The sequence below is a fragment of the Bacillus sp. FJAT-27445 genome, from assembly GCF_001510665.1.
Taxonomy (GTDB): domain Bacteria; phylum Bacillota; class Bacilli; order Bacillales; family Cytobacillaceae; genus Bacillus_D.
In genome coordinates this window covers 35,368-62,078 of record NZ_LMTI01000001.1, presented here as the reverse complement: position 1 = coordinate 62,078, position 26,711 = coordinate 35,368, and the positions used below count along the sequence as shown (strand labels likewise).

Here is a 26,711-nt window from a genome sequence, read left to right as displayed (position 1 = left end):
ATGGCCAGTTTACTTGACCATCCTCCTCTTTATTCAAGCCACTTCTGAATAAAATTTTGTGTGTAATACTTGCGGTATACCCCAACGCCCAAATGGGTGAAATCCCCGTTGAGGAGTGATTCACGGTGGCCTTTGCTGTTTAGCCAGCCTTCGACCACTGCGGGGGCATCAATATAATTCGCCGCTATATTCTCCCCAGCCGCTTGGTAAACGACCTTGGCCTTTTTCAGTCGGTCGGATAAATTCCCGTATTCTTTCGAAATATGGGAAAAGGAATTCGTCTCATACATATCGACACTGTGTCCATAGGCTGCTTGGGCGGTTTTTTCATCCCACTTTAATGGTTCAAGCCCGTGGCGGACTCGCAATACATTGGATAAATCAAAGATTTGTTTCTCGGCTCCTACCTCTACCTCTTGCCAGTCTTCATCCGCTAAAGCTTTCGCTTCAATCAACGTTCCCCTGTATGCTACTTCGTAGGGCCTCTGCTTAATAAGTGTTTCAGCATCCAGGAATCGGACACTCGATAAGCTCCCATTAAATTTATCGATGTAAAGCTGAGCGAATATATCCCCAAGTTGTATGAGAGGCATCGTATTGACATCAGTATCATTCAGTTCAAGCCTATATGCATTGCCGCCGTAGTCAATTGTTATATTTGTATGGATGGCGAATGAAGTGAATATTTCTTCAAGCGGGTTACCAATCGCAAAAGGTGCAACGTTTGTATCACGGCCCATTGCATAAATGGTTACTGCCTTGTTATCCAGCACACCAACTTGGATATATTTATCCAGATAAAGATTATATATGTACCAATCGTAATCATAGCTGGATTTGTCAATCCTTTGCGGGTTTCCCAATACTTTTTCCACTTCCGCAACAGTCTTCCCAATTAGAATTGACAGTCCTTTATCGGGCCGGTCAGGAATTCCATAGCCTGTGGCCCCCCCTTTTTGCTTTTGGGCTGGCTTTTCAGGCTCGGGAACAGGTTCCTCTCTAATAAGCGAGTCTTTATATCCTGTATTATCCTGGCTTACATAAAACCCAATAGTCAGAAAGACAGTAGATAGTATAAGTATCCGTAAAAGTGCCTTCAGGACCATTCCCCCTTCCCGATTATCTATATTTATATATATATAGGCAAAATAATTATATCACCAGTATTCCCTGCGTTCATAGACATCCTTTAAATTATAACAAATTCTTAACAATATTACGTAAACCACCAATATTTTTACAACTATCACAACTGGATGGAAATAAAAAAAGGCGCTTCGAATGCGCCTTTTTCCCTAATGCTGTACTCCATTATAATTTGATTCGGAGATTTCCGAGAGGGCTCCCTTTGCTTGATCATCTGTCTTTTCCCTTACAGCAAAATCGCCTAACGAAACAATTCCTAGAAGCTTGTCCCCTTCGACTACCGGCAGGCGGCGGATTTGATGCTCGGCCATTATCCTCGCAGCCTCTTCGGTTGTAGCATCTGGAGAAATCGTGTAAAGCTTTTCAGTCATTATATCCTCCACTCTCGTTGATCCTGGATGCTTTTCTGCCGTTCCTCTTATAACAATATCCCTATCCGTTATGATGCCTACCAATTTTTCATCGTCAATCACTGGGATTGCGCCAACATTCAAACCCTTCATCTTGACCGCTACTTCATACATATTATCTAGGATTGAACATGTTTCAACATTTTCAGTCATAATATCGCCGACTTTTTCCATCCTTATTTCCTCCCGCCATGAATTGGTTGTTGGTTAAATACCTTCCTCTCGTTTATCTTTCTCTTTAGCCTCCATCATTATTCCAAAACGGGTGTATCTTCCAAGTGAATTCATTGCATATTCCCCTCATTTACACTATTATAAAAAAGAGCTTAATTGCCGGAAAAAATAGTTACGGGCATGTTTTAAAGGGGGATATTAAAAGTGAAATTTGAAAATACCGGAATTGAAAACCTGAAGGCAGACCTTGGAAGACTTGATGATGTAATGCTAAGCCATGGCCTGGTACGGGAAGGCCAGTGGGATTATGAAAGAGTAACATTTGATAAAAAATACGAATTGAAGGACGGAACCTATTATTTAAGGGTGCGGGGATACGCTGTTGAGGGAGATGTCGATTCAAGCAGAGCGTTGATACAGCTTATGCCTCCACTACTCGGAAAACATTACTACCCTCATGGTGTTGAATATGGAGAAGGAGAACATTTTCCTGCTTCCCTGGTAAATCAATGCAAGAACCTGCTCGATCGATTAAAAGAAGAAATTGAACCGTTTGCAGAATAGGGTACTCTATTTCACTTCTACAAGCCGCAAAAGGCGCATTCATTCATGCGCCTTTTTTTTATGGCTTTTTTTATTAAAGCCGCTATTGTTCGTTTTCCCTATTTAAAGCTATAATTAATAGAACGGATATTTCATCTTTCATAAGGACGGTACAAACAATTGACAGCTTTTTTTACTAAAAGAAGAGTTGCATGGCTTTTTGGCATAATAGGCGCGGCCATTGCACTATACTTTATCCTGCCGGTTTCCATTCCCCTAATCATGGCTTTAATAACCGCTATCCTGCTCGAGCCAGCTGTTCGATTGGCTGGTGCCAAGCTTGGGCTGAAAAGGAATCTTTCAGTACTCGTGGTATTTACTTTATTTGTTCTCATTGTAGCTTCTGCGGGATACTATGTGGCGACAAAGGCCATCACCGAAGCTTTGATTGCAGTAAACCATATGCCAGCATTTGTCAACAAGCTGTCATCCTACTGGATTGAAGCGAAGAAATCAATCACCCTTGCCGCAAAGGATTTACCCGAAGCAATCGTCCTTCAGATTACAGGCCAGCTCGACAAATTTATAACTGCCATTAAAAATGTTTTGCTCGAATATGTGAATATCACGAATATTAGAGACTTGCTTACAAACGTGCCTAACCTTCTGATATCCTTTTTAGTTTATCTGGTTGCCCTTTTCTTGTTTATGGTCGATATCCCTAGACTGCGGAATGGAATCCAAAAGCATTTGTCTGAACGGACCGCTGGAAAAGTGAATGCTATGTTTTCCAGGCTTTCCTATATTATGCTTGGCTTTATCAAGGCCCAGCTCCTTGTCAGTGTGCTTATTTTCGCTATTTCGATGCTGGGACTATATTTAATTGTTCCGGAAGCGGCTGTTTTTGCCGCTATCCTGGTTTGGATTTTTGATTTCATTCCGATAATCGGTTCGATTATTGTATTAGGGCCATGGGCCTTATTTGCCCTTTTATTGGGGAATACTCTCCTTGCAATTGAACTGGCTCTGCTTGCAGCCGTATTGATAACAACGAGGCATATTCTTGAACCAAAGTTGCTGGGAGGCCACTTACGCCTTTCTCCCTTGCTGACTTTGGCAGCAATGTATCTTGGATTCAAAATTATTGGCGTTCCTGGAATTGTGTTCGGCCCAATTCTAGTGGTAGCACTAACTTCCGCAAGGGAAGCGGGTATTGTCAACTTCAACTTTAAGCTATAAAGAAAACAGGCAGCTAATCGCTGCCTGTTTTCTTTTGTATGGGCTTTACCGCATTAACCACCCAGAATTGCTTTTATTACGGAGGTTGTCTCTCCGCCTTTATAAATTACATATAAAAGCAAATATACCGTAACGCCTGTAACAGCTGTACCAAACCAGACGACGCTCGTAATCGGGCCAAGCTTCCTATGGATACGTAGCTTGTCTTTCAGTCCAGTGTAGATATTGATAAGACCGAGTGCTCCCCCAATCGTTGCCAGCGTAATATGGAAAATCAAAAATACCGTATAAAATATCTTAATATTATCAGGGCCACCAAAAGAAGTATTCCCAATGAATATCGTCCTCGATGCATAGATAATGAAAAACGTCAGCGCTGCTGCACCCGCATAAAGCATTGTCCGCTTATGCGCTTCAATCTTCCTCTGGGAAATCTGGTACCAGCCAATTGCAACGAGAATAGCGCTAATAATAATAAAAGTGGTGCTTATAGTCGGCAAAATCGGAAGGGAATACTTCATTGCTCAATCCTCACAATCATATATTCTACTATAATTTTAGACGAGTTGATTTGATTTTTCAAACTCATTTTGGACCTGGCCATTGAATCCTTCCAGAACAAAATGCGCAAGCGCCTTGGTCAGCCCCGACCAGATTAAGACGGGGCCCGCAGGACACTGAATGGCATCCCTGAATCCGCCCACGCACGAAGGAAATGCGAGCATTTCCGAGGACGGGCCTGCCCTCCGGAGGGAACCGGCTTAAGACCTCGAGGGGCTAGGCGCTGGAGCTGGATTACAACAACTTATTTAGAGTTATACACAATGTTGGATTTTAAAATTTCCTAGACGAACATACGAAAAGTCCCCATTAAGGGGACTTTACTCCGCTGGAATTGGTTCAGGCGCAGGATCGATCCCTGTTTGCTCCTGCCGATACCATTCAAAAAATACCTTTGCCAGGAAAACTGCGTACACAATTTCCTGGATGATTTTCATTAAAACCCCGCCAAGCCTCTGGTCCTCAACCAACGTCATTGAACTGAACATTTCTGGCCCGCTCAGGTCGAGACCGGCTAGCAATGTAGGCGAAACACACAATTCCATCGATTTCGCCCAAAGAGCTGGATCGGAATAGGCAGCATATAAGGGCTCATTCGTGAAGATAATTAAGGCGCACGCTGGAGTAATTAAAATGCCGTCAGCAAAAATATAGGCCAACTTTTTCAATCCACTCAGGGTTTGATACTCAGGCAGCTCTGAAACGATTGGCCACCACATAAAAATCGCAAGGAAAAACAAACCTCCAGTATAACCAGCATGTAAAAACATCGACTGCTTTATCGCATCAAAAATTAATGGGACATGGTATAAAGAAAACATTCCGTTAAAGACAATTAACGCTATTAGCGGCTTCGTCATGAAAGAGAAGATTTTATGGACGGCCTTCAGTTCAAGGGCAGCCCTCCAAAGCCACGGCGGAATACCCATAATGATTAAAGGCGGGACGATTAGAAACAGGGATGCCATTTGGATCATATGGGCGTAAAAGGTAATGTGGCCCATCAAGTCCAACGGAGACCCTTTAATCGCATAAATCAAAACCATGGCAGTGACGAAATATATGGCCTGCCTTACAGTCAGGGGTTCATTGTCCTTAAAACGCCCCCTGAATTTCACCGTCAACATGAAGTAAAGTACTGTCAATACGGCTATTGATATAAAAAAGTACGGGCTCCAGAGTGCTTGAAATCCAAATATGTCTAACGTAAGCACCGTATATCACCTCTAAATAGTTTCATCACTCTATTATAACCATTGGAAAATCGGATAGCAATGGAGCAAACTCCTGTGAAACCTAGTCCCATTAAAAAGAAAATCGGCAAAAAGCCGATTTTCTCCTGTTTTACCACCATATAATCGTCATGAATGCAAGTATTGTAATCAGGCCGATTAAAAGGCCGGTATAAAGAAACAATGCTGGTGCTTCATGGCCTTTATGGCTCATGTGCATGAAATAGTAAAGCTGGAAAACCACCTGGACAGCAGCCAGAAGCAAAATTAAGGGAACAGTAAACCAGCTTGAAAAGCTTCCCATCCCTACTGCCGCAAAAGCAATGAATGTCAGGAACAGCATCATCGAGAAAGAGATAATTTGATAGCGCATTTCCTCTTTCCCTTTCCTCTTCCTGAAAGCCAGATCGATCCTTGGGTTCCCTGAGTTCAAATTTTGATTCGCCATCAGTTTATCCCACCATTCCCATTAAATAAACTACCGTAAAAATGAATACCCAGACTACGTCGATAAAGTGCCAGTAAAGGCTCGCCAGATAAAACTTCGGAGCATTGTAAAGGCTAAGTCCGCGCTTTGCGTTCCGGACCATCAGCGTGGTTATCCAGATCAGACCGAAGACAACGTGGGCCCCGTGAAATCCAACCAGCGTGTAAAACGCAGATCCGAAGGCGGAACTCGTAAACGTATGGCCATATTCATGGACATAATGGTTGAACTCATAAATTTCAAGGCACAGGAAGCCAAGCCCCAAAGCCACTGTAATGCCAAGCCAGAGCATCATTTTATTAAAGGCAAAGTTTTTCATGTGGTACATTGCATATACGCTCGTCAGCGAGCTTGTCAATAGAAGCATTGTCGCAACAAATGTCAACGGCAGGTCAAAGATATCCTTTGCCAGGCTATGCGTATTATCCGGCACTTTGTCCTTTAGTGCTAGATACGTGGCAAACAGGGAAGCAAACAATACTGTTTCTCCGCCTAGGAAGAGCCAGAAACCTAAAAACTTGTTTTTGCCTTCCAGCGTTGCTTTTTCAGGCAGGGCAGGCCACGTTTCAAACGTCATTTTTTCTTCAGTTTGCATTATGCCTCTACCCCCTTGTCAGTGTCCTCTAACAGGTCTTCTTTATGGATATGGAACCCATGGTCGTCCTTGACAGAACGGAAAATCATTGCTCCGAAGGAAATAAGAAGCCCAATGATTAATACTGGAAGCGCCCACACATATCCGTCCGGACGGTACATCGCGCCAAAAGCAGCGACAAAGAAACCGAATGAAATGACAACTGGTACGAAGGACGAATTCGGCATATGGATATCGCCAATCGGTTCGGCCGGCATCATGCCTTTTTTGCCTTCCATTTTTTCAAGCCACAATGCATCCAGGCCGCGTACAAGCGGAAGTTGCTTAAAGTTGTAGAATGGAGGCGGAGACGCAATTGCCCATTCAAGAGTCCTTCCGTCCAGCCAAGGATCATTTCCAACACGCTCGTTCTTAACTTGTGTAACGATGATGTTGTAAAGCAGCACGATTACTCCTGCAGCCATAAAGAACGCACCTATCGAACTTACCAAGTTCCCGGTTTCAAGCCCCTGATTCGGCAGGAACGTAAAGATTCGGCGCGGCATTCCCATTAGGCCAAGGAAGTGCTGGATAAAGAAGGTCAGATGGAAACCAATAAAGAATAACCAGAATGTAATTTTCCCCATAATTTCGTTGAGCATTGTTCCAAACATCTTCGGCCACCATAGATGCGTTCCGGCAATAAGGGCGAACACAACGCCGCCGACTATTACATAGTGGAAGTGCGCAACAACGAAATAAGTATCATGATACTGATAATCCTGAGGGGCGGAGGCCAGCATGATTCCTGTCACGCCGCCCATTACAAACGAAGGAATGAATGCGACCGCCCAGTACATTGGCGTCGTAAACTTTATGCTTCCTCCCCACATCGTAAACAGCCAGTTGAAAATCTTAATTCCTGTCGGTACTGCAATCGCCATCGTCGCCACGGCAAAAATAGCGTTGGCCACCGGGCCGAGGCCAGTCGTGAACATGTGATGGGCCCAGACCATGAAACCAAGGAAGCCAATCAGGACGGTTGCGAATACCATTGACGAATATCCGAACAAACGCTTTCTCGAGAAAATACTAAAGATTTCCGAGAAAATACCAAATGCTGGAAGAATCAGGATGTAAACTTCAGGGTGTCCGAAAATCCAGAATAAATGCTCCCAGATTACAGTATTTCCCCCATTGGCTACATCAAAGAAGTTAGCGCCAAACATGCGGTCGAACATCATCAAAGTCAGCCCGACGGTAAGCGGCGGGAATGCGAACAGAATAAGTGCGGATGCTACAAATGTAGTCCAGGTAAACAATGGAAGCCTCATATAAGTCATGCCCGGGGCACGCATATTAATGATTGTTACAAGGAAGTTAATCCCCGCCATCAGCGTACCAAAACCTGAAATCTGCAAGCCAAGGACATAGAAGTCAATTCCATGCCCCTTGCTATGTGTCGCCAGCGACGCATACGAGGTCCAGCCTGCATCAGGTACGTTGCCGAAGAACCAGGAAAGGTTCAGGAACAGCCCGCCGAAAAAGAACAGCCAGAAGCCGAGTGCGTTCACGAATGGGAACGCAACATCACGAGCGCCAATCTGGAGCGGTACAACAGCGTTCATGAAGGCAAAGAGAAGCGGCATTGCCGCTAGGAAAATCATCGTTGTTCCGTGCATTGTAATGATTTCGTTAAAAGCCCCCGCAGATACGAAGTCATTATCCGGACGGATAAGCTGGATGCGGATGAACATTGCTTCCAAGCCACCAACGATAAAGAAAAATCCGCCTGCGATTAAATATAGGATCGCAATTTTTTTATGGTCGACAGTCGTTAAATAATCCCATAAAACTGCACCGAATCCCTTTTTTTGAGCGTAGGTACTCACAGTTTTACCTCCCTTTCAACAAATCCCAGGTTAATCCTGGACTTTCAATCCCATTAAATAAGCAGCAAGCTGGTCAAGCTCTTTATCGGAAAGTTCTCCGTAAGCACCGGTCATCAGGTTGCCTGGCTTGTATTTCTCAGGATCTTTAATCCAGTTCTTCAAATTTTTTTCATCATGGTCAAGAAAACCGGCTATACGGTTACGTTCACCGAAGGTAGTCAGGTTCGGACCCACCCTCGCAGCTTCCGGAGTAGTATTTGCCGGAGTCACAGCGTGGCAGCTAATACAGCTATTATTGAAGATTTCCTGTCCAGCCTGTGCGTCTGCAGTCTCAGCTTTAGCTGGTTCTTTTACGTCCTGCATATCTGCTACCCAATTGTTAAACTCATCGCGGGGAAGTGCTTTGACTTTGAAATCCATCAGGGCGTGGCCCGGACCACAGAGCTCCGCGCATTTCCCGTAGAACAAATCTCCCGCCTCTTCCGCTTTTTTTCCATCAAATACGAGCCACATCCTATTTAATGTATCCGTATTTGTATCCATTTTTCCGCCTACAGCAGGAATCCAGAAGGAGTGCTTTACATCTGCTCCTTTTAAGTTGAAATATACCCTTTCATCGGTTGGAACAACCAATTCCTGGCTCGTTACAATCTTTTGGTCAGGGTACTCGAATTCCCACCAATACAGGCTGGCACGCACGTTAATGACTAGAGCGTCCCTTGTGCCATCCTTATTTTTCTTGTCCATCGGCTTTACATCAGCAAGATTGAAAGTTTCAGCGACAGTTGGTACAGCAAGAATCAATAGCAAGAAAATAGGAATGATGGTCCAAATGATTTCCAGTGCGTGGTTTCCCTCAACCTGTTTAGGAATTTCATCGTCGTGTTTACGGCGAAATTTAAACATGACAATAAGGAAGATAATAATTACAACGAGGATAACCACAACCATTATCCCGGTGCTTAGCTTCATAAGCCAATATTGCATTTCTGCAACTTCGCCAGCGGGCCGTAGCGCTGATAAATAAGGTTCTCCACAGCCGGAGAGAATGAGCGCAAGAGCCGTAAACAACGGGAATAAGCGCCATTTTGCAAGCCTTTTCATAGCTTAATCAAACCCCTCTTTCAATTAAAGTCTTAACGTGTGTACACGGATCCGCCTTCCCGCATGGCAGGAAGCCCCTATGGGGAAAACTAGATGACTGAGAAAATTATCATCGCAACAAACATAATTGTCATGTATTGAAGCGAGTAGACAAACATCATTTTCGCCCATTTAATATCATCTTTTACTCTATATCCATAAATCCCCAACGCCAGCCAACCTAAATTAAGCAAGGTAGCCATAATCAGGAATGGGATCCCCAATGAAACTAGGAAAAAAGGAATGGGTAGCAGTGCAGCAACCCAGAGAACAATATGAATCTTTGTAACCTTGAACCCTTTAACTACAGGAAGCATTGGAATACCCGCGGCTCTGTATTCTTCAACCCTTCTCATTGCCAGTGCGTAAAAGTGCGGTGGCTGCCAGGCAAACATTAAGGCAAACAGCGCCCACGCGATTGGGCTAAGCCCCGGATCAATCGCGGCCCATCCGATTAAAGGAGGAACAGCCCCGGAAATGCTGCCGACGATTGTGTTAGATACATAAAGCCTTTTAGACCACATTGTATAAAGGACAACATAGCTGAAGACGCCAATGATGCCAATCACTGCCGCTGTCAAGGTTGTCAGGAAAAGGAACATTGTTCCAATGGTGATAAGTGCCAGCCCAAGCCATAATGCGTTTAAAGGCTGCACCTTGCCGTTGACGGTTGGACGTCCCTTTGTCCTTTCCATGTATGGGTCTATATCCCGGTCATAAAAATTATTTATGCTGCAGGAACCGGCTATAATAAGCGCCGACCCAGCCAGCGTAAAAAATACGATATCCAGGTTATCAAGGAAACGCATACCTGAAAAATGAAGGGCAAGCCATAGACCTGTAAATGTGGTAATCAAATTAGAATTCACAATGCCAATTTTTATAAGTGCCAAAAAATCTTTCCACGCTGTATTTTTTCCCAGCCCAATTGAGCCAATACCCTCATTAACTGTTGCTTCGCTATACGCCTTTGGATTGGACAACATGATTCCTCCCTGTCTGCCCTAGAATGATAATAGCTGTAAAAAGCAATGCCTTTCCAGGGTTAGTCGGTGATGCCTCTCTCTCTATCTTGTACTGCTATTTTCCACTATAGGGATGATGTTAATTATATAAGAAAAAAGTAATTGCTTTCTCTGTATATTAAATCACACTTCTTCCCTTTTTTGTGAACTTTTTTTGAATTTAATTCAATAAATTTATGACATAGTTCTTATAGTCTAGTGCAAATTTTGTTTCCGTAAAAGGCTAAATAAGATAAAATGGAAAAGGCGATGTCGGTTCCACTTTTTTAGCAAAAAAATGAATACTGGTGCCTGTCCCCTCAAAGAAGCATGTTTATTCATTCAATTTCAGGCGTTTTTTTTATTTTAATATAACAAAAAGATGTGCCAACATTATTGAGAGAAAATTCACGCATTAACGGGTATGGTCAAATCAGGCTGCCAGCAGTTAGACTGGTGGATTCCTTTGATGGATAAAACTTTTAGGGGATGCCTCATAAAAGAGGCCGATAATCATGCATGGCTCTGTTCTTTTCTCCCTTTCTTAGCTATTATGTATAGGGGCATATCCTTCGACTCCCATATATTATACTGACAAGTAGTTTTTATGACAAATTATTGAACTTTAAGAAGGTGATTCTTTTGCGACGCTCTTTGAAGTGGTTTGCGGTTGCAACAACAATTGGTATGGTATTTATTTTGCTGGGAGGCGCACTTGTTACAAAAACGGATTCAGGAATGGGGTGCGGAAGGTCCTGGCCGCTTTGCAACGGAGAGTTCCTGCCTGGTGATATTACACCCGAATTAATTATCGAACTGTCCCATCGCCTTGTTTCGGGTACAGTCGGCCTGATGGTCCTGGCTCTATCAGTTTGGGCTTGGCGGGCCATTGGCCACATTAAGGAAACAAAATTCCTTGCCCTCCTATCTTTCGCTTTTCTACTGCTTCAGGGCCTGATTGGAGCAGCTGCGGTCGTTTGGGGACAATCTGATTTTGTACTGGCACTCCATTTTGGGATTTCATTAATTTCATTTGCATCGGTATTCCTTTTGACTCTACTAATTTTTGAAGTGGATAAAAAATTCAATGCCGAAAGTCTGGTCATTGATAAACGGATGCGGCTTCATATTATTTGGGTTACGATCTATAGCTTTGTCGTTATTTATACTGGGGCACTTGTAAGGCATATGAACGCGAGCCTCGTTTGCCCGGAATGGCCCCTATGCAACAGCAGCGGTTTCTCCCTGCCTGATAACATTTACGAGTGGGTGCAAATGGGCCACAGGGCTGCGGCAGCTCTAATCTTTATTTGGGTTGCCTACATCGCCTGGCTGGCGGCAAAAAATTACCGTAGCGAAAAAGTCCTATACTGGGGTTGGATTGTTTCCTTCATCCTTGTTACTCTTCAAGTACTCGCCGGTGCCCTCGTTATTTTTACCAGACTGAATCTTTACATCGCCCTCGCACATGCATTTTTTATTACCTGCCTTTTCGGGATGTTCAGCTATTTCATCCTGCTGGTATACAGAAGCAAGAAACTATAATTATAAAAAAGATGCCTCCAGAATTGGGGGCATCTTTTCATAGTTTACCAGTTTAGCAGAAGATTAATGGCGTTGCCTGTCTTTTATCTGTGGACCTACCTTCTAGCCTGGATTGGTTCGCGCATTGGCACCACGGCTGGTGGGCTCTGGGCTTGTTTTGTTTTATATTTGTTCTCGTAATTCGCAAACATTGAGACGTTAACCAAAATACCGGCAGCGATAGCCAATTGGATTATGGACGAGCCGCCATAACTGACGAATGGCAGCGGAACCCCAGTCAAAGGGATCATCCCAGAAACACCTGCGAGGTTAATGACTGACTGGATGCCTATCATGGACGATATTCCCAAGGCCAGAAGGCTTCCGAATGGATCCTTGCACTTCATCCCGATCCGGATCCCTTTCAACACGATGAATCCGAGGCAAAAGAGGACAAACGAGACGCCCAAAATACCGAGCTCCTCCGCAATAACAGCAATGATGAAATCGGTATGGGACTCAGGCAGGTAGCCCAGCTTCTGTACTCCCTTTCCAAGCCCCAAGCCTGTAACTCCACCAGACCCAATTGCCAGGAGCGAATTCGTGAGGTGAAAGCCTTCATCCTGCTCATCCCTGAACGGGTCTTCGAGGACGGTAAATCGCTCAAGACGCTCGGCGGAAAAAATATGGTCATGAAAGCCAATTGCAAAAATAGTAAGGAGGACTGCCCCAACGCCAATAAGCTTGACAATATTTTTCCAGTTCATTCCGGATGAAAGGATGACAAAGGTTGCAATCAGCATAATAATTCCCGCTGTACCGTAGTCCGGCTGGAGCATGATTAGCACGCATATGACTACAAGATACATGAGCGGCGGCACAACGCCTTTGTTGAATTCGTTGATATAGCTTTGCTTTTTCGCATAGACGGCAGACAAATAAATGATGACCCCTAGTTTGGCAAATTCAGACGGCTGGATGCTTATTCCGCCAACTTCGTACCAGCTTTGGGCATTTCCAGCCACTTTTCCAAACACGAGGATGCCTCCGAGGCCCGCAAGTGAAAGGAGGACCATTGGAACGAGGAACCTTGTGCTTCTCATGATTTTATAGGGAAAGAAAGCAAAGAAACAAAAAATTACTGCTCCTCCCAGCAAAAACAGTCTTTGCTTTAGAAAAAAATGGTCAGGGGCCACACCATATCTATGGACCGCGAATGCCATGCTTGCGCTATAAACCATGACCAGGCCGAAGATGGACAACATTGCTATGATCGCTATCAACGAATAATCATATGATTTAAGAATTTTTTTCAGCATCGCCATTCCCCATTCTTAATAATGTCTCTATTATAAATGAAAATAGGGAGTTTTAGTTGAATAAAATCCTATTTCTACTGATTGAAATAAAAATGAAATACTTGATTAAAATAACAAAACCCAAACAGGTGATGTTTGGGTTAGGAGATTATTTTTTCATTGAGGCTTCATGAAGGGCGGATAGCTCCTTCTCCAGCTTTTCAAGGATTGCTTTTCCGTCTTTTCCATCTATCAGCCCCAGCCTTGAGGCAAAATCTATTTCCCTGGATAAGCCGAACATTTGCGTGTCCAATACCTCTTCATACAAAGGGCACTGGGGCATCGTCAAATTATCCATTTGAACCTTAATCAGCTTCAATATTTTATCAGCGTCAGCCTGTAAAAGGGCATATGCTTTTTCCTGATGGTTTATTATCATTTCAGACGCCAACATCGATCCCCCCGTTTCCGAGCGATTACTCCACTATCTTTAAATTTTACAGGTCATGTCCGAAAATTGCAAGAATAATTAAGGCTTCAGGCAGGTTTATTTCAATTATCCCAGTGCAAATGACATTAAGCCTTAAACGGAGTATACTCTTATTGCAGTAGTAAATTGGAGGAATTGCTATGGATGGAATAATACAACTAGCTGGAAAAGTAAAGTTTCCGATAACAATCGATCCCGGGGTCTGGATTTTTGATGAAAGGAGAGTGGATTTGGATACCTACTTCAGCCAATCAAAAGAATCTGGCGGAGAGCTTGAAGAGTATACAAAATCGGTTTCCAAGCAATGGGACATGGAGATTACCGAAGGGGCACAACTGCCTGGGCGACAGAGCAAGAAGAAATTCCAAAAGCAGAAATTGCTAGAGGGTACGTTTGGCATGCCGTTAGGCCCTTTCCTGAAAAATTCGGAACCCTTGGAAGATGCCGATACCCTAGTCATCAAGGCGGACGGAAGTGAATATCAATTCCCCCTTGCCGAGGCCTATAGCCTTATTGCCGCCTTCTCAAAACAAGGAAAACCACTTAGGGAAGATGGTCCTATCCATATTTACCTTAAAGATGGTTCAAACAAGGAAAACCCGATCCGAAATGTAACGGCGTTTGTGATACGGTAATCCCGTAAACAATTTCTTTTGACACAGTATTTGTTATAGAAAAAACAGCCCTGGGGCTGTTTTTTCTATAACAAGTCGGCGGCAAGCCTGGCGAGGCCAGACCGCTCACCTTTCATCAGTTTCACATGGCCGGCAATTGGCTGGTCTTTAAACTTTTCAACGACATACGTAAGCCCGTTATTATAGGCATCAAGGTATGGATGGTCAATTTGTTCGGGATCACCCATTAAAACAATTTTACTTCCTTCCCCTACCCTTGTTAATATGGTTTTCACTTCATGCTTTGTAAGGTTCTGGGCCTCATCAATGATAATGTACTGGTCCGGGAGGCTTCTTCCTCTTATATAGGTTAGTCCCTCCACTTCTATGGACCCCAACCCAGCCAAAATCGCATCCAGCTCTCCAGGCTTTTTTGTGTTGAACAAAAATTCCAAGTTGTCAAAAATCGGCTGCATCCATGGTCTCAGCTTTTCCTGTTTTTCTCCCGGCAAGAAGCCAAGATCTTTGCCAAGAGGAACGATTGGCCGCGCGACAAGGAGTTTCTTATACTGCTTCAAGTCCTCAATTTGCATGAGCCCCGCAGCGAGCGCAAGCAGTGTTTTTCCCGTGCCGGCCTTTCCTGATAAGGTCACCAGTTGAATGTCCCGCCTAAGCAATAATTCAATCGCCATTGTCTGCTGCACGTTCCTTGAATGGATTCCCCAAACGTGCTCCTGTTTTACCGTAAGCTTTCTCGCAATTTTTCCTGACCTGTCTATGTGCCCCAATGCCGAAGAAGAACTGCCCAGCGCATCCTTCATGATAAGGAATTGATTCGGATAAAAAGGGTGGTTCGCGAGTTCAGACACAGGCAACTCGCTATTGGCATAAAATTTATTCAGCGTTTCAACTGGCAAATGAATCTCAAGGAAGCCATCATATATATGATCCGCTTCGACCACCCTGTCCTGTAGGAAATCTTCGGCATAAAGGCCAATCGCATCAGCCTTTACCCTAACAAGGGCATCTTTGCTGACAAGAATGACACGTTTACCGTTCTCCTTTGCTTGTTCCTCCAAAAATAAATTCTTGGCGACAGCAAGAATTCTGTTATCGTTGGTCTTTTCCGTAAAGATTTCCTGAAGTTCATGAAACGAACGATGGTTAATTTCAATTCTCAGGTTCCCCCCATTTTCCAGCTTTATCCTCTCATGAAGTTTGCCGTGGGCCCTGAAACCATCAATCAGCCTTGAAACCTGGCGGGCATTTCGGCCAATTTCATCCATATATCTTTTTTTCGAATCGACTTCATCCAATACAACAGCAGGGATGACGACATCATTGTCTTCAAAGGAAAAAATTGAATAGGGGTCCTGCAGCAATACATTGGTGTCCAATACATAAATATTATTCAATTGAATGCCTCCCGCTAATATGGCCTCTCTTCAACTTTTGGTAAAATATATGTTTTTAGGAATAAAGATAGACGATATTTCGGACAATAATCATATTGATTCGCCCTACTTTTTTAGGGAAACGGCAATGCCGGACTTTAACGGATGAGGATGTTGTCTGCGTATGGCTAAACTATTGATCATTACAAGCTTCCTTTTAATTCTTGCGGGGTGCGGGACAAATGGCCTTGATGGGACCCGAAACACCCACAAGCAGAATGTAACTGTAAAAAACAGTGTAACACCGGATGTTGATAGGAAAACGGGATCCCGGTCTGCCAGGCATCTAGAGAACCTTGCTTCAACTGTCCCCAATGTGCGGGGGGCCAATGCGGTTGTTCTCGGAAAATATGCGATTGTTGGAATTGATATCGATGCGGATACTGAGAGATCGGAGGCGGGAGTAATCAAATACTCGGTTGTCGAAGCCTTGAAGGAGGATCCCAATGGGGCAAGGGCAATGGTGGTAGCGGATCCGGATATTAATGCACGACTTAAGGAGCTCTCTTCTGATATAAAGAATGGCCAGCCTATTCAGGGAATCATGTATGAACTGGCTGATATTGCCGGGAGGATTATCCCGGAGGTTCCAGGGAAAATTGTCCAGCCGGATCCAAACAGGCCGCTTAACGAGCCAAACAGGCAATTGAATGGGCGCGACCGGAAGGAACTTGAACAACGGCAGGAGGAAGAGTCACTCCGTAAAAAGTGAGGACGGAGAAGTATCAATTTGAAAAAGCCTGGTTCGATGATATCAACGAAGCCAGGCTTTTTTATTTTTTTAAAAAACTGTTGTGGACGGCCCGCAGCAATCACGCCTTCCGGAATGCCTCCATTACCTGTGTATCCAGGCGTGCCGCGGCATCCTTATCGTATGTCTTGTCATATTGCGGTTCCTGGGTAATTTTAGAGCCATAGAACATGACATCGCGTACTTCCTTTATTTTCACTTCAATTAATGCGAGCTTTAAAGGGACCCCTTCCAACCTCTCCTGCTTGACAGACGCATTGCCATTTATGGAGTATGTAGTTTCGTTGGCAATGACATTTATGGCAACATCGCTTTGTTTCATAATGTTTTGGACAATCCTTGAACGATTATCCACTGCAAAATAAATGGTCCCCTCTTCTTTTGCAAGCAGCCATGAGATGGCGCTAATGTTCGGGCCGCCAGTTTCATGGTCAATGGTTGCGAGAGTGGCAAACCGCTCTTTCTGCAGTTCATCGAACAGTGGCTTGATAAGTTTTGGTTCTACCTGATTAGGCATTTTAATTGCTCCTTTCATTTCTGTTGATAACCCGGCTCCCCAATCTTACTATTTACAATTCCATTCATCAACTTGCATGAATGCAGGGACTTTGTTCGAGTTATCTCCCATGTTATACTATTAGTATGCCAGCAAATTATCCAAGGTGAAAGCAAACAGATTTGAGGTGGCCCAAGCTTGAGAGTTAAATGTGTTTTATGTGATACGATTGAAACGATTCCTGATGAATCCCAAGAAGCAAAACGGCTTCGCAACCGGCCAATCCATACGTATATGTGCAATCCTTGCCACGAAAGAATTACTGACAGGACAAATGAACGGATTGCGAGCGGAAATTTCCGGCTTTATCGCACCAAAAAAGCCGTTGATGAATTTTAACTTATAACGGTAAAACAAACCCCCCTGAACAATCCGTTCAGGGGGGTTTGCGGTTCACCTGTCAGTATCTTCAGGGAAGCTGCAGAATTTATCGGGTTCCATATTAATCTGATCGAGCATAACTTCAATCAATTCCCTAGGAAAACGCGTTTTTTTCATTTCCCCATCACGCTCATAATGGACGTAATACATATTTTCATCCGTTTCAATAAGCAAGTCCGAAGCTGTGACACCATAGTTTTCAACCAGCAGTTCTTCAAAAAGCTCTTTTGTTTCAAAAGCTGCAGAATCATCAGGCCTGGCATCGCATACCACTTTGATGGTGAGCCAATTGTATATTGTATCCTGCAAGGAATTCATTGGCAGACTCTCCCTACATTAAGCTTCTGTTTTTTGTTTCCGTTCCTGATTCAAACGGATTTTGTAGATTATCAAAATAATTGCAGCAACTACCAAACCCTCCGTTATTGGAAGCATGACTCCCAGAAAAGTTAGAAGTGTACTCCCTAGTGCAAGAAATAAATAAATAACGGCAGATTTGGCAAGAGGAAGTTTTTTAGCAAAACCCAGTTTGTATACAACGATAGAAAGGGCAACAATCGTTACATACAGCATCCACATGCCCACTTGCGGGTTTTCCCCTACCCCGTAAAGAGCTGCAAAAAAGGACAGCCGGTCCTCCATTCCTGCATACCTCCCCTAATTCCTAATTCGTTTCTGCATATTTCTTCTTTTTGGCAATCCGTTCCCGCTCATTTTTATCAAGTATTTTTTTACGTAGGCGGATTGACTCCGGTGTAACTTCACAATACTCGTCTTCATTCAAATATTCAAGTGATTCCTCCAATGTCATAATTCGCGGCTTCTTGATCGTCGAAGTCTGATCCTTATTCGCAGAACGGACGTTGGTTGCATGCTTCACTTTTGTAATATTCACGGTAATGTCATTTTCTCGGGTATGTTCACCGACAATCATGCCTTCATAAATTTCGGTGCCTGGGTCAACAAAAATTATACCTCTGTCTTCAACCTGCATGATGCCATACGTTGACGCTTTGCCTGATTCCATGGATACAAGCACTCCCTGGCGCCTTCCTCCAACCTGGCCCGCAAGCATAGGCTGATAGCTGTCGAATGAATGGTTGATGATTCCATAGCCACGTGTCAATGTTAGGAATTCCGTCGTATAACCAATTAACCCACGGGCAGGGATCATGAATGTCAGGCGGACTTGGCCGTTGCCGTTATTAACCATATCTGACATTTCACCTTTTCGTGCCCCGATTGATTCCATGACGGCTCCAGTATATTCTTCCGGAACATCGATTTGGACTCTTTCGACTGGCTCACAGCGAACACCATCGATCTCTTTAACAATGACTTCAGGCTTTGAAACCTGCAGTTCATATCCTTCACGGCGCATATTCTCAATTAGGATAGACAGGTGGAGTTCACCGCGTCCTGAGACTATCCATGCATCAGGCGAATCAGTGTTATCGACCCTCAAGCTTACATCGGTCTGAAGCTGCGCATGCAGGCGTTCCTCAATTTTTCGGGATGTTAGATATTTTCCTTCCCTTCCGGCAAACGGGCTGTTATTGACAGCGAAGGTCATTTGGAGGGTAGGCTCATCAATATGAAGCACGGGCAGTGCTTCCTGATGTTCTACTGGGCAAACTGTTTCTCCGACATTGATATCTTCCATGCCTGATACAGCGACTAGGTCTCCGGCAAATGCTTCCTGGATTTCCTGACGCTTAAGGCCAAAGAAACCAAATAATTTTGTTACGCGGAACTGCTTTACCTTTCCGTCAAGCTTCATTAAAGCCACCTGCTGGCCAACCTTCATAGTTCCCCGGAAAATGCGGCCAATTCCGATTCTTCCCAAATAGTCATTGTAATCTAGCAGGGCAACCTGGAACTGAAGCGGCTCATCCCGATTTTCAGTTGGTGCCGGGATATGCTCGATGATTGATTCATAAAGCACCTGCATGTTTTCATCCTGGCGCTCGGGGTCTATGCTAGCTGTTCCATTTAACGCAGATGCATATATAACCGGGAACTCAAGCTGATCTTCAGTCGCATCCAGCTCGATGAACAAGTCAATCACTTCATCAATTACTTCTGCAGGACGGGCAAAATCCCTATCAATTTTATTGACAACTACGATAGGAGTCAGTTTTTGCTCCAGCGCTTTTTTCAATACGAATCTGGTCTGCGGCATGGTACCCTCATACGCATCTACGACAAGGAGAACACCATCGACCATTTTCATGATACGCTCTACTTCTCCGCCAAAGTCTGCGTGTCCCGGGGTATCAAGAATATTGATTTTTGCATCCTTATATTGGATAGCAGTGTTTTTTGCAAGGATGGTAATTCCGCGTTCCCGTTCTATATCGTTGGAATCCATTGCCCTTTCTTCGATATGTTCATTTGATCGAAAAATACCGGATTGCTTTAGCAACTGGTCGACAAGGGTTGTTTTTCCGTGGTCAACGTGGGCGATGATTGCTATATTTCGAATATCATTTCTTTTATTCAAAGTGGTCCACTCCTGCCTTTGTAAGGGGTAACGCCTTTTCAGGCATTATTATTTTTAGTACAACTGAAACATTATAACACAAATGAGGTAGAAAACTATACCATTTTTAAGTACAATAAGCCTTGAAGTATATATTTTCCCCAAAACAACGAAAGTTAAGCTATTTTTATAGCAGGGAAAAGGACTGGAGATAATATGGAGAAAATAAAATGGAGCTTTCTTGGGTTTGCCTTTCTGGCCGCCGCTTCAATTTCCGGAATTGGAATTGCGATTGGGGAGAGAAGCATTTTCGGGGTGCTAGTATGTATCACCTTGCTACTTTATACAATGAAGGAAGGATTCAAAAGAAAAAAACGGGATAGAAAAAAGCACTGAGGGTACGGATACACCGAACCCCAGCGCTTTTATTATTTTTGTCCTTTTAAGTACTGTTCCAGAATTTCACCATGAAGGCCTGGCCCTGCCGCAAAAACAGACGACTTATTCAGCATATCGAGCCTGCTTCCATGAAGGTCGGTCACAATTCCGCCGAGTTCTTCTACAATAATGGCTCCTCCGGCATAATCCCATGGAGCAAGCCGCGGTGAAATATATGCATTTACCCTTCCGGTGGCCACGTATACCAATTCTAAAGCTGCGGAACCATAGGATCTCGTACCTCTGGCTTTGCGGACAAGCGGGATGAACAGGTTGTGATCAACCATTTTATTCTCCAGCACCCAGGTAATATTAAGGGCAACAATCGATTCTTCAACTTTTGCCCTTTCCAGCTTTGGCAGCTCCCTGCCATTTAGGAAAGCTCCTCCTCCTGCCTTTGAATGGTAAAGTTCATCATGGGCGATATCATATATTAGGCCAATTTTCCCTATGCCGTTTTCATATATTCCGATTGAAATTGCAAAATTCCTTTGCTGATGGATAAAATTCATTGTTCCGTCAATAGGGTCGATAATCCAGACCACACCATCCAGGTCGGAAAGGGTGTCACCGAATCCTTCTTCACCCAATATTCTATGCCCCGGGAAGACTTCTCGGATTTTCTCGATAAAGAATTTCTCTGTGTCCCTGTCAATGTCGGTCACGAGATCATTCGGGTCGGATTTTGTATGGATATTAAGGGTTTTGTCGAACGAGGATCGGATTTTTTCCCCTGCTTCCAGAATCCATTTTTTTGCCTGCTCATACACGTGCTCTGTATCCATTGTGATAACCCTCCAAAAAATGTTGCGCACGAACTCCGCCTGTACTGTTTAGCTTATACAAATACGAGCACCCCTTCAACTTTTATGGTACCCACGGAGGAAAATAATAAACGAACTCTCCAGCATTGCCGGGAGTTCGTTTTAAACAGGTTTCTTATAGTGGGCAGGCAGCAGTTCCATTCTCTTTTTGGCCTTCCTCTCCACTGGTCAAAGAGCCTTGAGTCGGAGAAGTTCCTGCCGGATCTTTTCCAGCCGCAACTTGCAATGCTTCTTCATCTCTTCATTATTTTCCGACATGGCGTCAAACAATGTTGCCAGCTCATAATCCATTTCAAGCCTTAAAACTGCTGTTCTTTCCTTATCAAAAGCCTTTTTCCTAGTCGTATTAATCAACTGCTTCATTAGTAAGCACTCCTTCCGGCTAATAGACTGATTTTTCGGATTTTTTTATTATAATATGAATCTCTAAGCAAATCTGCAACAAAATGTGTTTCTATCCAATACAGAGGCGTAACTGTGTTAACGATCGGCTTCCATATGCTAAAATAATTTTATTACTGTAATTCAGGAGGACCATATGGAATTTAATGGTTTCACCCATGATGATTTCAATATTTTTTCAATTGACGGCCTGGAAGCACGGATGGAAGCGTTGATAGAGAATATCCGCCCTAAATTAACCTATCTTGGCAATCGCTATGCTCCCGTCCTGGCTGAAATGACAGGTGAAGAGATGTTTGCCCACGTTGCCAAACACGCCAGGAGAACCAAGAATCCCCCGAATGATACATGGGTAGCGTTTGCCAGTAACCCTAGGGGTTATAAAATGCTTCCTCATTTTCAAATAGGCCTGTGGGAAACCCACCTTTTCATCTGGTTCGCAGTTATTTATGAATGCAATGGGAAACCGCAAATCGGCGAAAATTTCCAAAAGCACCTTCGTGAAATCCATGCGGCAATCCCAAACCATTTTGTTTGGTCCGAAGACCATATGAAGCCTGGTGCAATCAAGCATGGCAGCCTCTCGGCAGAACAGCTGAACGATTCTTTTCAGCGCCTAAAGGACCTGAAAAAAGCGGAAATCCTTTGCGGCTGCCACGTCAATCGTGATGAAGTTGTTAAAATGGGCCCATCGGAATTGCTTCATTTGATTGATGGTGTATTTAGACAAATATTACCCCTATATAAATTGACATAAACCTTAAAAATATCATGGAAAAACAATTGTGCCATAATAAGGAAGAGGTAAGGGTGAATATTCTTTCCAGAGTACCATGTATAATACCCATTTAACCTAAAAACCCCCCTATGCCTGGGCAGCATAGGGGGGTTTTTGGTGGTAATGAACATTGTTGATAACTCGAAATTAGTTATTGTAATCCAGCTCCACCAGAATAGGCTTTGCTGCGGGACCTTATCTTTAATGGTCGGGCTGACCACTAAGGATAGCTCCTTGGAATAATCATCGTAGGGACACAAAGGAAAGCTTCCGAGAATAAACATCGTAGAGACAGGCAATCTTTGCCTGTCACGAAACGGTTTGTGCTTGGCGCGAAGGCGCTTGCGCCTTTTGTTCGTTATCGGATACGAAGGGTTCCTCCCTCGGAAAGCTCCTTTGCTTTTACTACCGCCTTATAAGGGGAATAGCCGCTAAGCTCTTCAAATTCCCCGCACAGTTTCTTTTCCTCTGACTTCCCAGGTACAATGGCCTTGAATTTCCTGTAGGCAGCCATAAAATCATCCCGGCCAATACCTTTTTCATAAGCTTCCTCAACAGCCTGGAAAAATTGGATGACCTGGACTGTCTCGTCAGTTGACCATGTGTAATCAAGTGGATATTGGTAATCCATAATAGCACCTGCTCTTTTATAGTTTGGCTCAGTTATCGAAGCATAGTTGATTGAAGCGGAGGGCGACAAGAGGCTCCACTGACGCCCCACGGAAAGTGCGAGCCTGGAACGGAGATCAATGGCCTTTAACTGAGCCTATTTGTTTCGGAAGCTATAGTTTACCATTTTTCCATGCCTGCCGAAAAGCAAAGCTCAAATATTGGTGGTTTTACGCCCTTCCCCAATGCTTTCTGATTTCCGATGCGTCCGTAATAATTCTGTGAATCAGTTCAGCCGTTGATGGAATGTCATGAATCAACCCAATCGCCTGCCCTGCCCATGCAAACCCTTCGTCTATCTTACCTTCATATATAAATTTCCTGTTCGCTTCACCACTGATATAATCCTTTAATTGTCCAAATGCAGCCCCTTGGTGTTCAAGTTCAATAATCTTTTCAGCCCAATTGTTTTGAATTACCCTCCCCGGCATTCCAAGGGATTTTTTTATGATCAGAGTCTCCGATTCTCCGCTTTCCAAAAGAATATGTTTGTATTTTTCACTTGCATGAACACATTCCTTTACTGCAATAAACCGGGTACCCATTTCGATTCCTTCAGCTCCGAGAGCAAATGCTGCCATCAGTCCCCTTCCATCAGCAATCCCCCCCGAAGCAATCACCGGAATTGAAACGGACTCGGTTACACTGGGAATGAGTACCATTGTCCCAACTTCTTCTTTCCCTAAATGGCCCCCTCCTTCCTGGCCGACGACCATGACCGCATCCGCGCCAAGCTTTTCCGCTTTTAATGCTTGTCTCCTTGATGCGACTAGGACCAGCTTTTTAATGCCTGTCCCTTTTAATTGCTCAAAAAGCGGAGCGGGATTCCCACCTGTCATCGATATAACTGGGACTTTTTCCTCGATAGCAACCTCTACATATTCCTGGAAGGGGCGGCCATGCTGCCCGATTGCAAAATTCACTCCGAACGGCTTGTCGGTCACTTCCCTGGTTTTCCGTATTTCATTACGAAGCAGCGCCGGGCTCTCAAGGGACATCGCTGTTATTTGGCCTAGCCCGCCCGCATTGGATACGGCCGAGGCAAGCTCCGAGTATGCAAGGTGCGCAAGGCCTCCTTGAATGATTGGGTATTTAATACCCAGGATTTGCGTTACTCTTGTATTCCATTCCATTTCTCCGCCTCCTCCATCTGTACCCTTAGTTAATTCTCTCAATCAGGTTAATTTTCCTTTCCAAACGGGAAACTACAATCTAAAGACCCTACAATTCTGAAAGGAAATGAAATATTATTTGCAAACATAAGCAGAAGTGCTATAATTCATTTGTTTTATGTCCTAGCTGGCCGGCTCAGGTTTTTACACTTCAAGCCATCCTTTAAAGGAACATAACCGTAACAATTGATTATTCAGCAAAAAGAGGTGTGGAGAAACTTGTCCCAATACGAAACGCCGTTGTTCACCGGCCTTGTTGAACACGCAAAAAAGAACCCCGTCCAATTCCATATTCCAGGCCACAAAAAGGGAGCCGGAATCGATCCGGAATTTCGGGCTTTCATTGGCGACAATGCGTTAAGCATTGACTTAATAAATATTGGCCCGCTAGATGATTTACATTCACCCAAAGGAATTATTAAGCAGGCTCAGGAATTAGCCGCTGAAGCATTTGGAGCAGACCATACCTTTTTTTCAGTTCAAGGTACAAGCGGCGCAATTATGACAATGGTCATGGCCGTTTGTGGACCTGGCGACAAGATCATCGTTCCACGAAACGTCCATAAATCAGTCATGTCCGCCATCGTTTTTTCAGGCGCAATACCTGTTTTCATTCATCCCGAGATTGATGAAGTCCTTGGTATTTCGCACGGCATCACCACTGATTCTGTCGCAAGAGCATTGGATCAGCACCCGGACGCTAAAGGGGTGCTTGTCATTAACCCGACCTATTTTGGCATTTCCGCAGATCTTCGGAAGATTGTTGAAATTGCCCACTCATACGACGTTCCTGTACTAGTTGATGAGGCGCACGGTGTCCATATCCACTTCCATGAAGAGCTCCCACTTTCCGCCATGCAGGCAGGAGCCGATATGGCAGCGACAAGCGTCCATAAACTTGGCGGATCCTTGACCCAGAGTTCAATTTTGAATATTCGGGAAGGCCTTGTTTCCGCAAAACGCGTTCAATCAATTTTGAGCATGCTGACCACGACATCGACCTCGTATCTCCTGCTCGCATCACTCGATGTTGCCAGGAAAAGGCTTGTATTGGAAGGGCAGGAGCTCATATCCAATACAATCGATTTAGCCCAGTCAATGAGGAAAAAAATAAATGAAATTGACCGGCTCTATTGTGTAGGCCCGGAAATCCTCAAATCAAAGGCTGCGTTTGACTATGATCCAACAAAGCTAATCATATCTGTTAAGAATTTAGGAATACCTGGCTATGAAGTAGAGAAATGGCTTCGTGAAAGGTACAATATCGAAGTTGAGCTATCCGACCTTTACAATATACTTTGCATCGTAACCCCGGGTGATACGCAGCGGGAGGCTGATATTCTTATCAACGCCCTTGCAAAGCTAGCGGAAGAATGCGTTGAGGACGCAGTGAAACCAGTCCCATTGCAAGTATTCCTGCCGGATATGCCTTTGTTGGCTTTAACGCCTCGTGATGCCTTTTACTCAGAAACCGAGGTAGTGCCATTTGAAGAATCCGAGGGAAGAATTACCGCCGAATTTATCATGGTTTATCCTCCCGGAATCCCTATTTTCATTCCAGGTGAAATCATTACCAAGGAAAACCTTTTATATATCAAGAAAAACTTGGAAGTTGGCCTGCCTGTCCAAGGGCCGGAAGATGATGAAATTAAAACAATCCATGTAATTAAAGAGTATAAAGCCATAAAATAGAATTAAAACAAAAACAGGATTCGCGGGAATCCTGTTTTGTTTTATATGTGCTGTTTACAAATCTTCATCATTACGGGAATGGCATTTGTCACAGGTGCATTTGGAGTAAAGGACAGTAACTTTTTCATCTTCGAAATGGTCAATCGTTGAATTGCAGTTTTGGCATACAATTGTTCCCATGATGATCAGCTCCTTATTATTGTCATAATGTAAGCGCTTAATGGTTGGTTATTTATATAATAATATAACGTATTTAAAATTTCAATAGATATTGTATGTCACTTTAGGTTTTTTTAACGGTAAATAACACCACATTTCTCTTTTAATTGAAAAAGCAGGCGTTATTAGGCTTGCCCAGAGTGTCGACAAAAGGCCGCGAGAGGCACCCCTCTTGCAGCCTTTTGTCATTTTTGGGGAAATTCCTAAGGTTAATGCTAGAAACCAAACCCTAAAAACCACCGATATGCCATGTTGGTTTCAAATTCTTTAATGGTTTGGCGCATGGATCGAATGCCAAATTTGTATTGTATAAAGTTGTTTTAAAGGAACGACTAGTTCAATATTAGGCCGACCCAGTCCAGAGTATAAGTTTTCTACCAAAGGATAGATGAACGAAAAATTAATGGCCGATTCAATCAATTGTCAGCATTTCTAATTGCTCACGTTCATTGGCTTGATTTTTAATCATCATGGCAGGTCACCTCATACATAGTTTTCTTTATATAAAGGGATTTTAGTGGATTGGAATGGAGGATGGCGACTCCTCGAAAATCCTCAATTT

31 protein-coding genes and 1 pseudogene are annotated in these 26,711 nt (G+C 43.8%); 10 read left to right on the top strand and 22 right to left on the bottom strand.

Translation table 11 applies throughout. The annotated features are described in order from the left end of the window. Positions 1–29: 29 nt before the first annotated feature. Positions 30–1,106, bottom strand: a complete 1,077-nt coding sequence (locus AR337_RS00330) for a CAP domain-containing protein (RefSeq protein ID WP_059170021.1) — start codon at positions 1,104–1,106, stop codon at positions 30–32. A 189-nt stretch (positions 1,107–1,295) separates the two neighbouring features. Beyond that, the gene (locus AR337_RS00325) at positions 1,296–1,730 is read right to left on the bottom strand and encodes a CBS domain-containing protein (protein ID WP_059170020.1); all 435 of its coding nucleotides are present in this window, start codon (positions 1,728–1,730) and stop codon (positions 1,296–1,298) included. A 204-nt stretch (positions 1,731–1,934) separates the two neighbouring features. Here AR337_RS00325 and AR337_RS00320 point away from each other — a divergent pair, with 204 nt between their 5' ends. Both AR337_RS00320 and ytvI read left to right on the top strand, forming a co-directional pair. Further along, positions 1,935–2,294 (top strand): YugN family protein, encoded by a 360-nt coding sequence (locus tag AR337_RS00320; RefSeq protein ID WP_059170019.1) that lies wholly within the window; start codon positions 1,935–1,937, stop codon positions 2,292–2,294. Between the two features lie 159 nt (positions 2,295–2,453). After that, entirely contained in the window at positions 2,454–3,512 is a 1,059-nt protein-coding gene (gene ytvI, locus AR337_RS00315; protein ID WP_059170018.1) for a sporulation integral membrane protein YtvI, read from the top strand. Between the two features lie 53 nt (positions 3,513–3,565). Here the strand turns inward: ytvI and AR337_RS00310 are convergent, their stop codons facing one another. From AR337_RS00310 to cyoE, 7 genes are all read right to left on the bottom strand, one after another. Then, positions 3,566–4,033, bottom strand: a complete 468-nt coding sequence (locus tag AR337_RS00310) for a DUF420 domain-containing protein (protein ID WP_059170017.1) — start codon at positions 4,031–4,033, stop codon at positions 3,566–3,568. Between the two features lie 360 nt (positions 4,034–4,393). Beyond that, the gene (ctaG, locus tag AR337_RS00305; RefSeq protein WP_059170016.1) at positions 4,394–5,287 is read right to left on the bottom strand and encodes a cytochrome c oxidase assembly factor CtaG; all 894 of its coding nucleotides are present in this window, start codon (positions 5,285–5,287) and stop codon (positions 4,394–4,396) included. A gap of 130 nt (positions 5,288–5,417) precedes the next feature. Beyond that, positions 5,418–5,753, bottom strand: a complete 336-nt coding sequence (ctaF, locus tag AR337_RS00300; RefSeq protein WP_059170015.1) for a cytochrome c oxidase subunit IVB — start codon at positions 5,751–5,753, stop codon at positions 5,418–5,420. Positions 5,754–5,757: 4 nt separating this feature from the next. Next, positions 5,758–6,387: a cytochrome (ubi)quinol oxidase subunit III gene (locus AR337_RS00295; protein ID WP_059170014.1), complete on the bottom strand. Its 630-nt coding sequence runs from the start codon at positions 6,385–6,387 to the stop codon at positions 5,758–5,760. Continuing rightward, positions 6,387–8,258, bottom strand: coding sequence for a cytochrome c oxidase subunit I (gene ctaD, locus AR337_RS00290; RefSeq protein WP_059170013.1), 1,872 nt, complete (start codon positions 8,256–8,258; stop codon positions 6,387–6,389). The genes AR337_RS00295 and ctaD overlap by 1 nt, the downstream gene beginning before the upstream one ends. Before the next feature lie 30 nt (positions 8,259–8,288). Then, on the bottom strand, positions 8,289–9,362 hold the full coding sequence (gene coxB / locus AR337_RS00285; protein WP_059170012.1) for a cytochrome c oxidase subunit II: 1,074 nt from the start codon (positions 9,360–9,362) through the stop codon (positions 8,289–8,291). An 89-nt stretch (positions 9,363–9,451) separates the two neighbouring features. Then, positions 9,452–10,384, bottom strand: coding sequence for a heme o synthase (gene cyoE / locus AR337_RS00280; protein WP_059170011.1), 933 nt, complete (start codon positions 10,382–10,384; stop codon positions 9,452–9,454). A 663-nt stretch (positions 10,385–11,047) separates the two neighbouring features. On the opposite strand from cyoE, the gene AR337_RS00275 reads away from it, so the two are divergent. Next, the gene (locus AR337_RS00275) at positions 11,048–11,950 is read left to right on the top strand and encodes a heme A synthase (RefSeq protein ID WP_059170010.1); all 903 of its coding nucleotides are present in this window, start codon (positions 11,048–11,050) and stop codon (positions 11,948–11,950) included. Between the two features lie 95 nt (positions 11,951–12,045). Here AR337_RS00275 and AR337_RS00270 read toward each other — a convergent pair whose 3' ends face one another. Next, positions 12,046–13,248, bottom strand: a complete 1,203-nt coding sequence (locus tag AR337_RS00270) for an FtsW/RodA/SpoVE family cell cycle protein (protein ID WP_059170009.1) — start codon at positions 13,246–13,248, stop codon at positions 12,046–12,048. A 148-nt stretch (positions 13,249–13,396) separates the two neighbouring features. After that, positions 13,397–13,678 carry a YlaN family protein gene (locus AR337_RS00265; RefSeq protein ID WP_059170804.1) on the bottom strand — a complete coding sequence of 94 codons (282 nt, stop codon included), beginning with the start codon at positions 13,676–13,678 and terminating at the stop codon, positions 13,397–13,399. Positions 13,679–13,857: 179 nt separating this feature from the next. On the opposite strand from AR337_RS00265, the gene AR337_RS00260 reads away from it, so the two are divergent. Beyond that, on the top strand, positions 13,858–14,352 hold the full coding sequence (locus tag AR337_RS00260; RefSeq protein WP_059170008.1) for a hypothetical protein: 495 nt from the start codon (positions 13,858–13,860) through the stop codon (positions 14,350–14,352). A 65-nt stretch (positions 14,353–14,417) separates the two neighbouring features. On the opposite strand, the gene AR337_RS00255 is transcribed toward AR337_RS00260, so the two are convergent. Further along, the gene (locus AR337_RS00255; RefSeq protein ID WP_059170007.1) at positions 14,418–15,746 is read right to left on the bottom strand and encodes a PhoH family protein; all 1,329 of its coding nucleotides are present in this window, start codon (positions 15,744–15,746) and stop codon (positions 14,418–14,420) included. Positions 15,747–15,909: 163 nt separating this feature from the next. Here AR337_RS00255 and AR337_RS00250 point away from each other — a divergent pair, with 163 nt between their 5' ends. Next, entirely contained in the window at positions 15,910–16,497 is a 588-nt protein-coding gene (locus AR337_RS00250) for a YhcN/YlaJ family sporulation lipoprotein (RefSeq protein ID WP_059170006.1), read from the top strand. Positions 16,498–16,597: 100 nt separating this feature from the next. Here the strand turns inward: AR337_RS00250 and AR337_RS00245 are convergent, their stop codons facing one another. Next, entirely contained in the window at positions 16,598–17,053 is a 456-nt protein-coding gene (locus AR337_RS00245; RefSeq protein ID WP_059170005.1) for a pyridoxamine 5'-phosphate oxidase family protein, read from the bottom strand. Positions 17,054–17,230: 177 nt separating this feature from the next. Between AR337_RS00245 and AR337_RS00240 the strand changes: the two genes are divergently transcribed. After that, positions 17,231–17,431, top strand: coding sequence for a YlaI family protein (locus AR337_RS00240; protein WP_059170004.1), 201 nt, complete (start codon positions 17,231–17,233; stop codon positions 17,429–17,431). A 54-nt stretch (positions 17,432–17,485) separates the two neighbouring features. Here the strand turns inward: AR337_RS00240 and AR337_RS00235 are convergent, their stop codons facing one another. From AR337_RS00235 to typA, 3 genes are read right to left on the bottom strand one after another with little or no spacing between them, the layout of a single operon-like run. Then, positions 17,486–17,791: a hypothetical protein gene (locus tag AR337_RS00235; RefSeq protein ID WP_059170003.1), complete on the bottom strand. Its 306-nt coding sequence runs from the start codon at positions 17,789–17,791 to the stop codon at positions 17,486–17,488. Positions 17,792–17,809: 18 nt separating this feature from the next. Then, positions 17,810–18,115, bottom strand: coding sequence for a YlaH-like family protein (locus AR337_RS00230; RefSeq protein WP_059170002.1), 306 nt, complete (start codon positions 18,113–18,115; stop codon positions 17,810–17,812). A gap of 22 nt (positions 18,116–18,137) precedes the next feature. Further along, entirely contained in the window at positions 18,138–19,976 is a 1,839-nt protein-coding gene (typA, locus tag AR337_RS00225) for a translational GTPase TypA (RefSeq protein ID WP_059170001.1), read from the bottom strand. Positions 19,977–20,171: 195 nt separating this feature from the next. Here typA and AR337_RS00220 point away from each other — a divergent pair, with 195 nt between their 5' ends. After that, entirely contained in the window at positions 20,172–20,351 is a 180-nt protein-coding gene (locus AR337_RS00220) for a YlaF family protein (protein WP_059170000.1), read from the top strand. A gap of 32 nt (positions 20,352–20,383) precedes the next feature. On the opposite strand, the gene AR337_RS00215 is transcribed toward AR337_RS00220, so the two are convergent. Both AR337_RS00215 and AR337_RS00210 read right to left on the bottom strand, forming a co-directional pair. Further along, positions 20,384–21,178, bottom strand: a complete 795-nt coding sequence (locus AR337_RS00215) for an inositol monophosphatase family protein (protein ID WP_059169999.1) — start codon at positions 21,176–21,178, stop codon at positions 20,384–20,386. A gap of 207 nt (positions 21,179–21,385) precedes the next feature. Beyond that, positions 21,386–21,580 carry a hypothetical protein gene (locus AR337_RS00210; RefSeq protein WP_059169998.1) on the bottom strand — a complete coding sequence of 65 codons (195 nt, stop codon included), beginning with the start codon at positions 21,578–21,580 and terminating at the stop codon, positions 21,386–21,388. Between the two features lie 175 nt (positions 21,581–21,755). Here AR337_RS00210 and AR337_RS00205 point away from each other — a divergent pair, with 175 nt between their 5' ends. Together AR337_RS00205 and AR337_RS23895 are read left to right on the top strand one after the other, a co-directional pair. Further along, positions 21,756–22,376, top strand: coding sequence for a YktB family protein (locus AR337_RS00205; RefSeq protein ID WP_059169997.1), 621 nt, complete (start codon positions 21,756–21,758; stop codon positions 22,374–22,376). A gap of 138 nt (positions 22,377–22,514) precedes the next feature. Next, positions 22,515–22,640: a hypothetical protein gene (locus tag AR337_RS23895; protein WP_301335699.1), complete on the top strand. Its 126-nt coding sequence runs from the start codon at positions 22,515–22,517 to the stop codon at positions 22,638–22,640. Positions 22,641–22,755: 115 nt separating this feature from the next. Here the strand turns inward: AR337_RS23895 and AR337_RS00200 are convergent, their stop codons facing one another. Together AR337_RS00200 and AR337_RS00195 are read right to left on the bottom strand one after the other, a co-directional pair. Beyond that, positions 22,756–23,028: a UPF0223 family protein gene (locus tag AR337_RS00200; protein WP_059169996.1), complete on the bottom strand. Its 273-nt coding sequence runs from the start codon at positions 23,026–23,028 to the stop codon at positions 22,756–22,758. 208 nt (positions 23,029–23,236) lie between these two features. Continuing rightward, a complete protein-coding gene (locus AR337_RS00195) occupies positions 23,237–24,199 on the bottom strand; it encodes a nitronate monooxygenase family protein (RefSeq protein WP_059169995.1) in 963 nt (320 codons plus the stop codon). Positions 24,200–24,457: 258 nt separating this feature from the next. On the opposite strand from AR337_RS00195, the gene AR337_RS00190 reads away from it, so the two are divergent. After that, positions 24,458–25,930 (top strand): aminotransferase class I/II-fold pyridoxal phosphate-dependent enzyme, encoded by a 1,473-nt coding sequence (locus AR337_RS00190; protein ID WP_059169994.1) that lies wholly within the window; start codon positions 24,458–24,460, stop codon positions 25,928–25,930. Between the two features lie 54 nt (positions 25,931–25,984). Here AR337_RS00190 and AR337_RS00185 read toward each other — a convergent pair whose 3' ends face one another. Further along, positions 25,985–26,110, bottom strand: a complete 126-nt coding sequence (locus tag AR337_RS00185) for a GapA-binding peptide SR1P (RefSeq protein WP_059169993.1) — start codon at positions 26,108–26,110, stop codon at positions 25,985–25,987. Between the two features lie 257 nt (positions 26,111–26,367). Next, positions 26,368–26,621, bottom strand: a pseudogene (locus tag AR337_RS22550) (transposase); the annotation flags it as partial. Positions 26,622–26,711 lie beyond the last annotated feature (90 nt).

Bases quoted from the DNA above. Each gene is read 5' to 3' on its own strand.
- AR337_RS00330 (WP_059170021.1), bottom strand. From the start codon at position 1,106: ATGGTCCTGAAGGCACTTTTACGGATACTTATACTATCTACTGTCTTT.
- AR337_RS00325 (WP_059170020.1), bottom strand. From the start codon at position 1,730: ATGGAAAAAGTCGGCGATATTATGACTGAAAATGTTGAAACATGTTCA.
- AR337_RS00310 (WP_059170017.1), bottom strand. From the start codon at position 4,033: ATGAAGTATTCCCTTCCGATTTTGCCGACTATAAGCACCACTTTTATT.
- ctaF (WP_059170015.1), bottom strand. From the start codon at position 5,753: ATGGCGAATCAAAATTTGAACTCAGGGAACCCAAGGATCGATCTGGCT.
- AR337_RS00295 (WP_059170014.1), bottom strand. From the start codon at position 6,387: ATGCAAACTGAAGAAAAAATGACGTTTGAAACGTGGCCTGCCCTGCCT.
- coxB (WP_059170012.1), bottom strand. From the start codon at position 9,362: ATGAAAAGGCTTGCAAAATGGCGCTTATTCCCGTTGTTTACGGCTCTT.
- AR337_RS00270 (WP_059170009.1), bottom strand. From the start codon at position 13,248: ATGCTGAAAAAAATTCTTAAATCATATGATTATTCGTTGATAGCGATC.
- AR337_RS00260 (WP_059170008.1), top strand. From the start codon at position 13,858: ATGGATGGAATAATACAACTAGCTGGAAAAGTAAAGTTTCCGATAACA.
- AR337_RS00250 (WP_059170006.1), top strand. From the start codon at position 15,910: ATGGCTAAACTATTGATCATTACAAGCTTCCTTTTAATTCTTGCGGGG.
- AR337_RS00245 (WP_059170005.1), bottom strand. From the start codon at position 17,053: ATGCCTAATCAGGTAGAACCAAAACTTATCAAGCCACTGTTCGATGAA.
- AR337_RS00235 (WP_059170003.1), bottom strand. From the start codon at position 17,791: ATGAATTCCTTGCAGGATACAATATACAATTGGCTCACCATCAAAGTG.
- AR337_RS00230 (WP_059170002.1), bottom strand. From the start codon at position 18,115: ATGGAGGACCGGCTGTCCTTTTTTGCAGCTCTTTACGGGGTAGGGGAA.
- AR337_RS00220 (WP_059170000.1), top strand. From the start codon at position 20,172: ATGGAGAAAATAAAATGGAGCTTTCTTGGGTTTGCCTTTCTGGCCGCC.
- AR337_RS00215 (WP_059169999.1), bottom strand. From the start codon at position 21,178: ATGGATACAGAGCACGTGTATGAGCAGGCAAAAAAATGGATTCTGGAA.
- AR337_RS00210 (WP_059169998.1), bottom strand. From the start codon at position 21,580: ATGAAGCAGTTGATTAATACGACTAGGAAAAAGGCTTTTGATAAGGAA.
- AR337_RS00205 (WP_059169997.1), top strand. From the start codon at position 21,756: ATGGAATTTAATGGTTTCACCCATGATGATTTCAATATTTTTTCAATT.
- AR337_RS00200 (WP_059169996.1), bottom strand. From the start codon at position 23,028: ATGGATTACCAATATCCACTTGATTACACATGGTCAACTGACGAGACA.
- AR337_RS00195 (WP_059169995.1), bottom strand. From the start codon at position 24,199: ATGGAATGGAATACAAGAGTAACGCAAATCCTGGGTATTAAATACCCA.
- AR337_RS00185 (WP_059169993.1), bottom strand. From the start codon at position 26,110: ATGGGAACAATTGTATGCCAAAACTGCAATTCAACGATTGACCATTTC.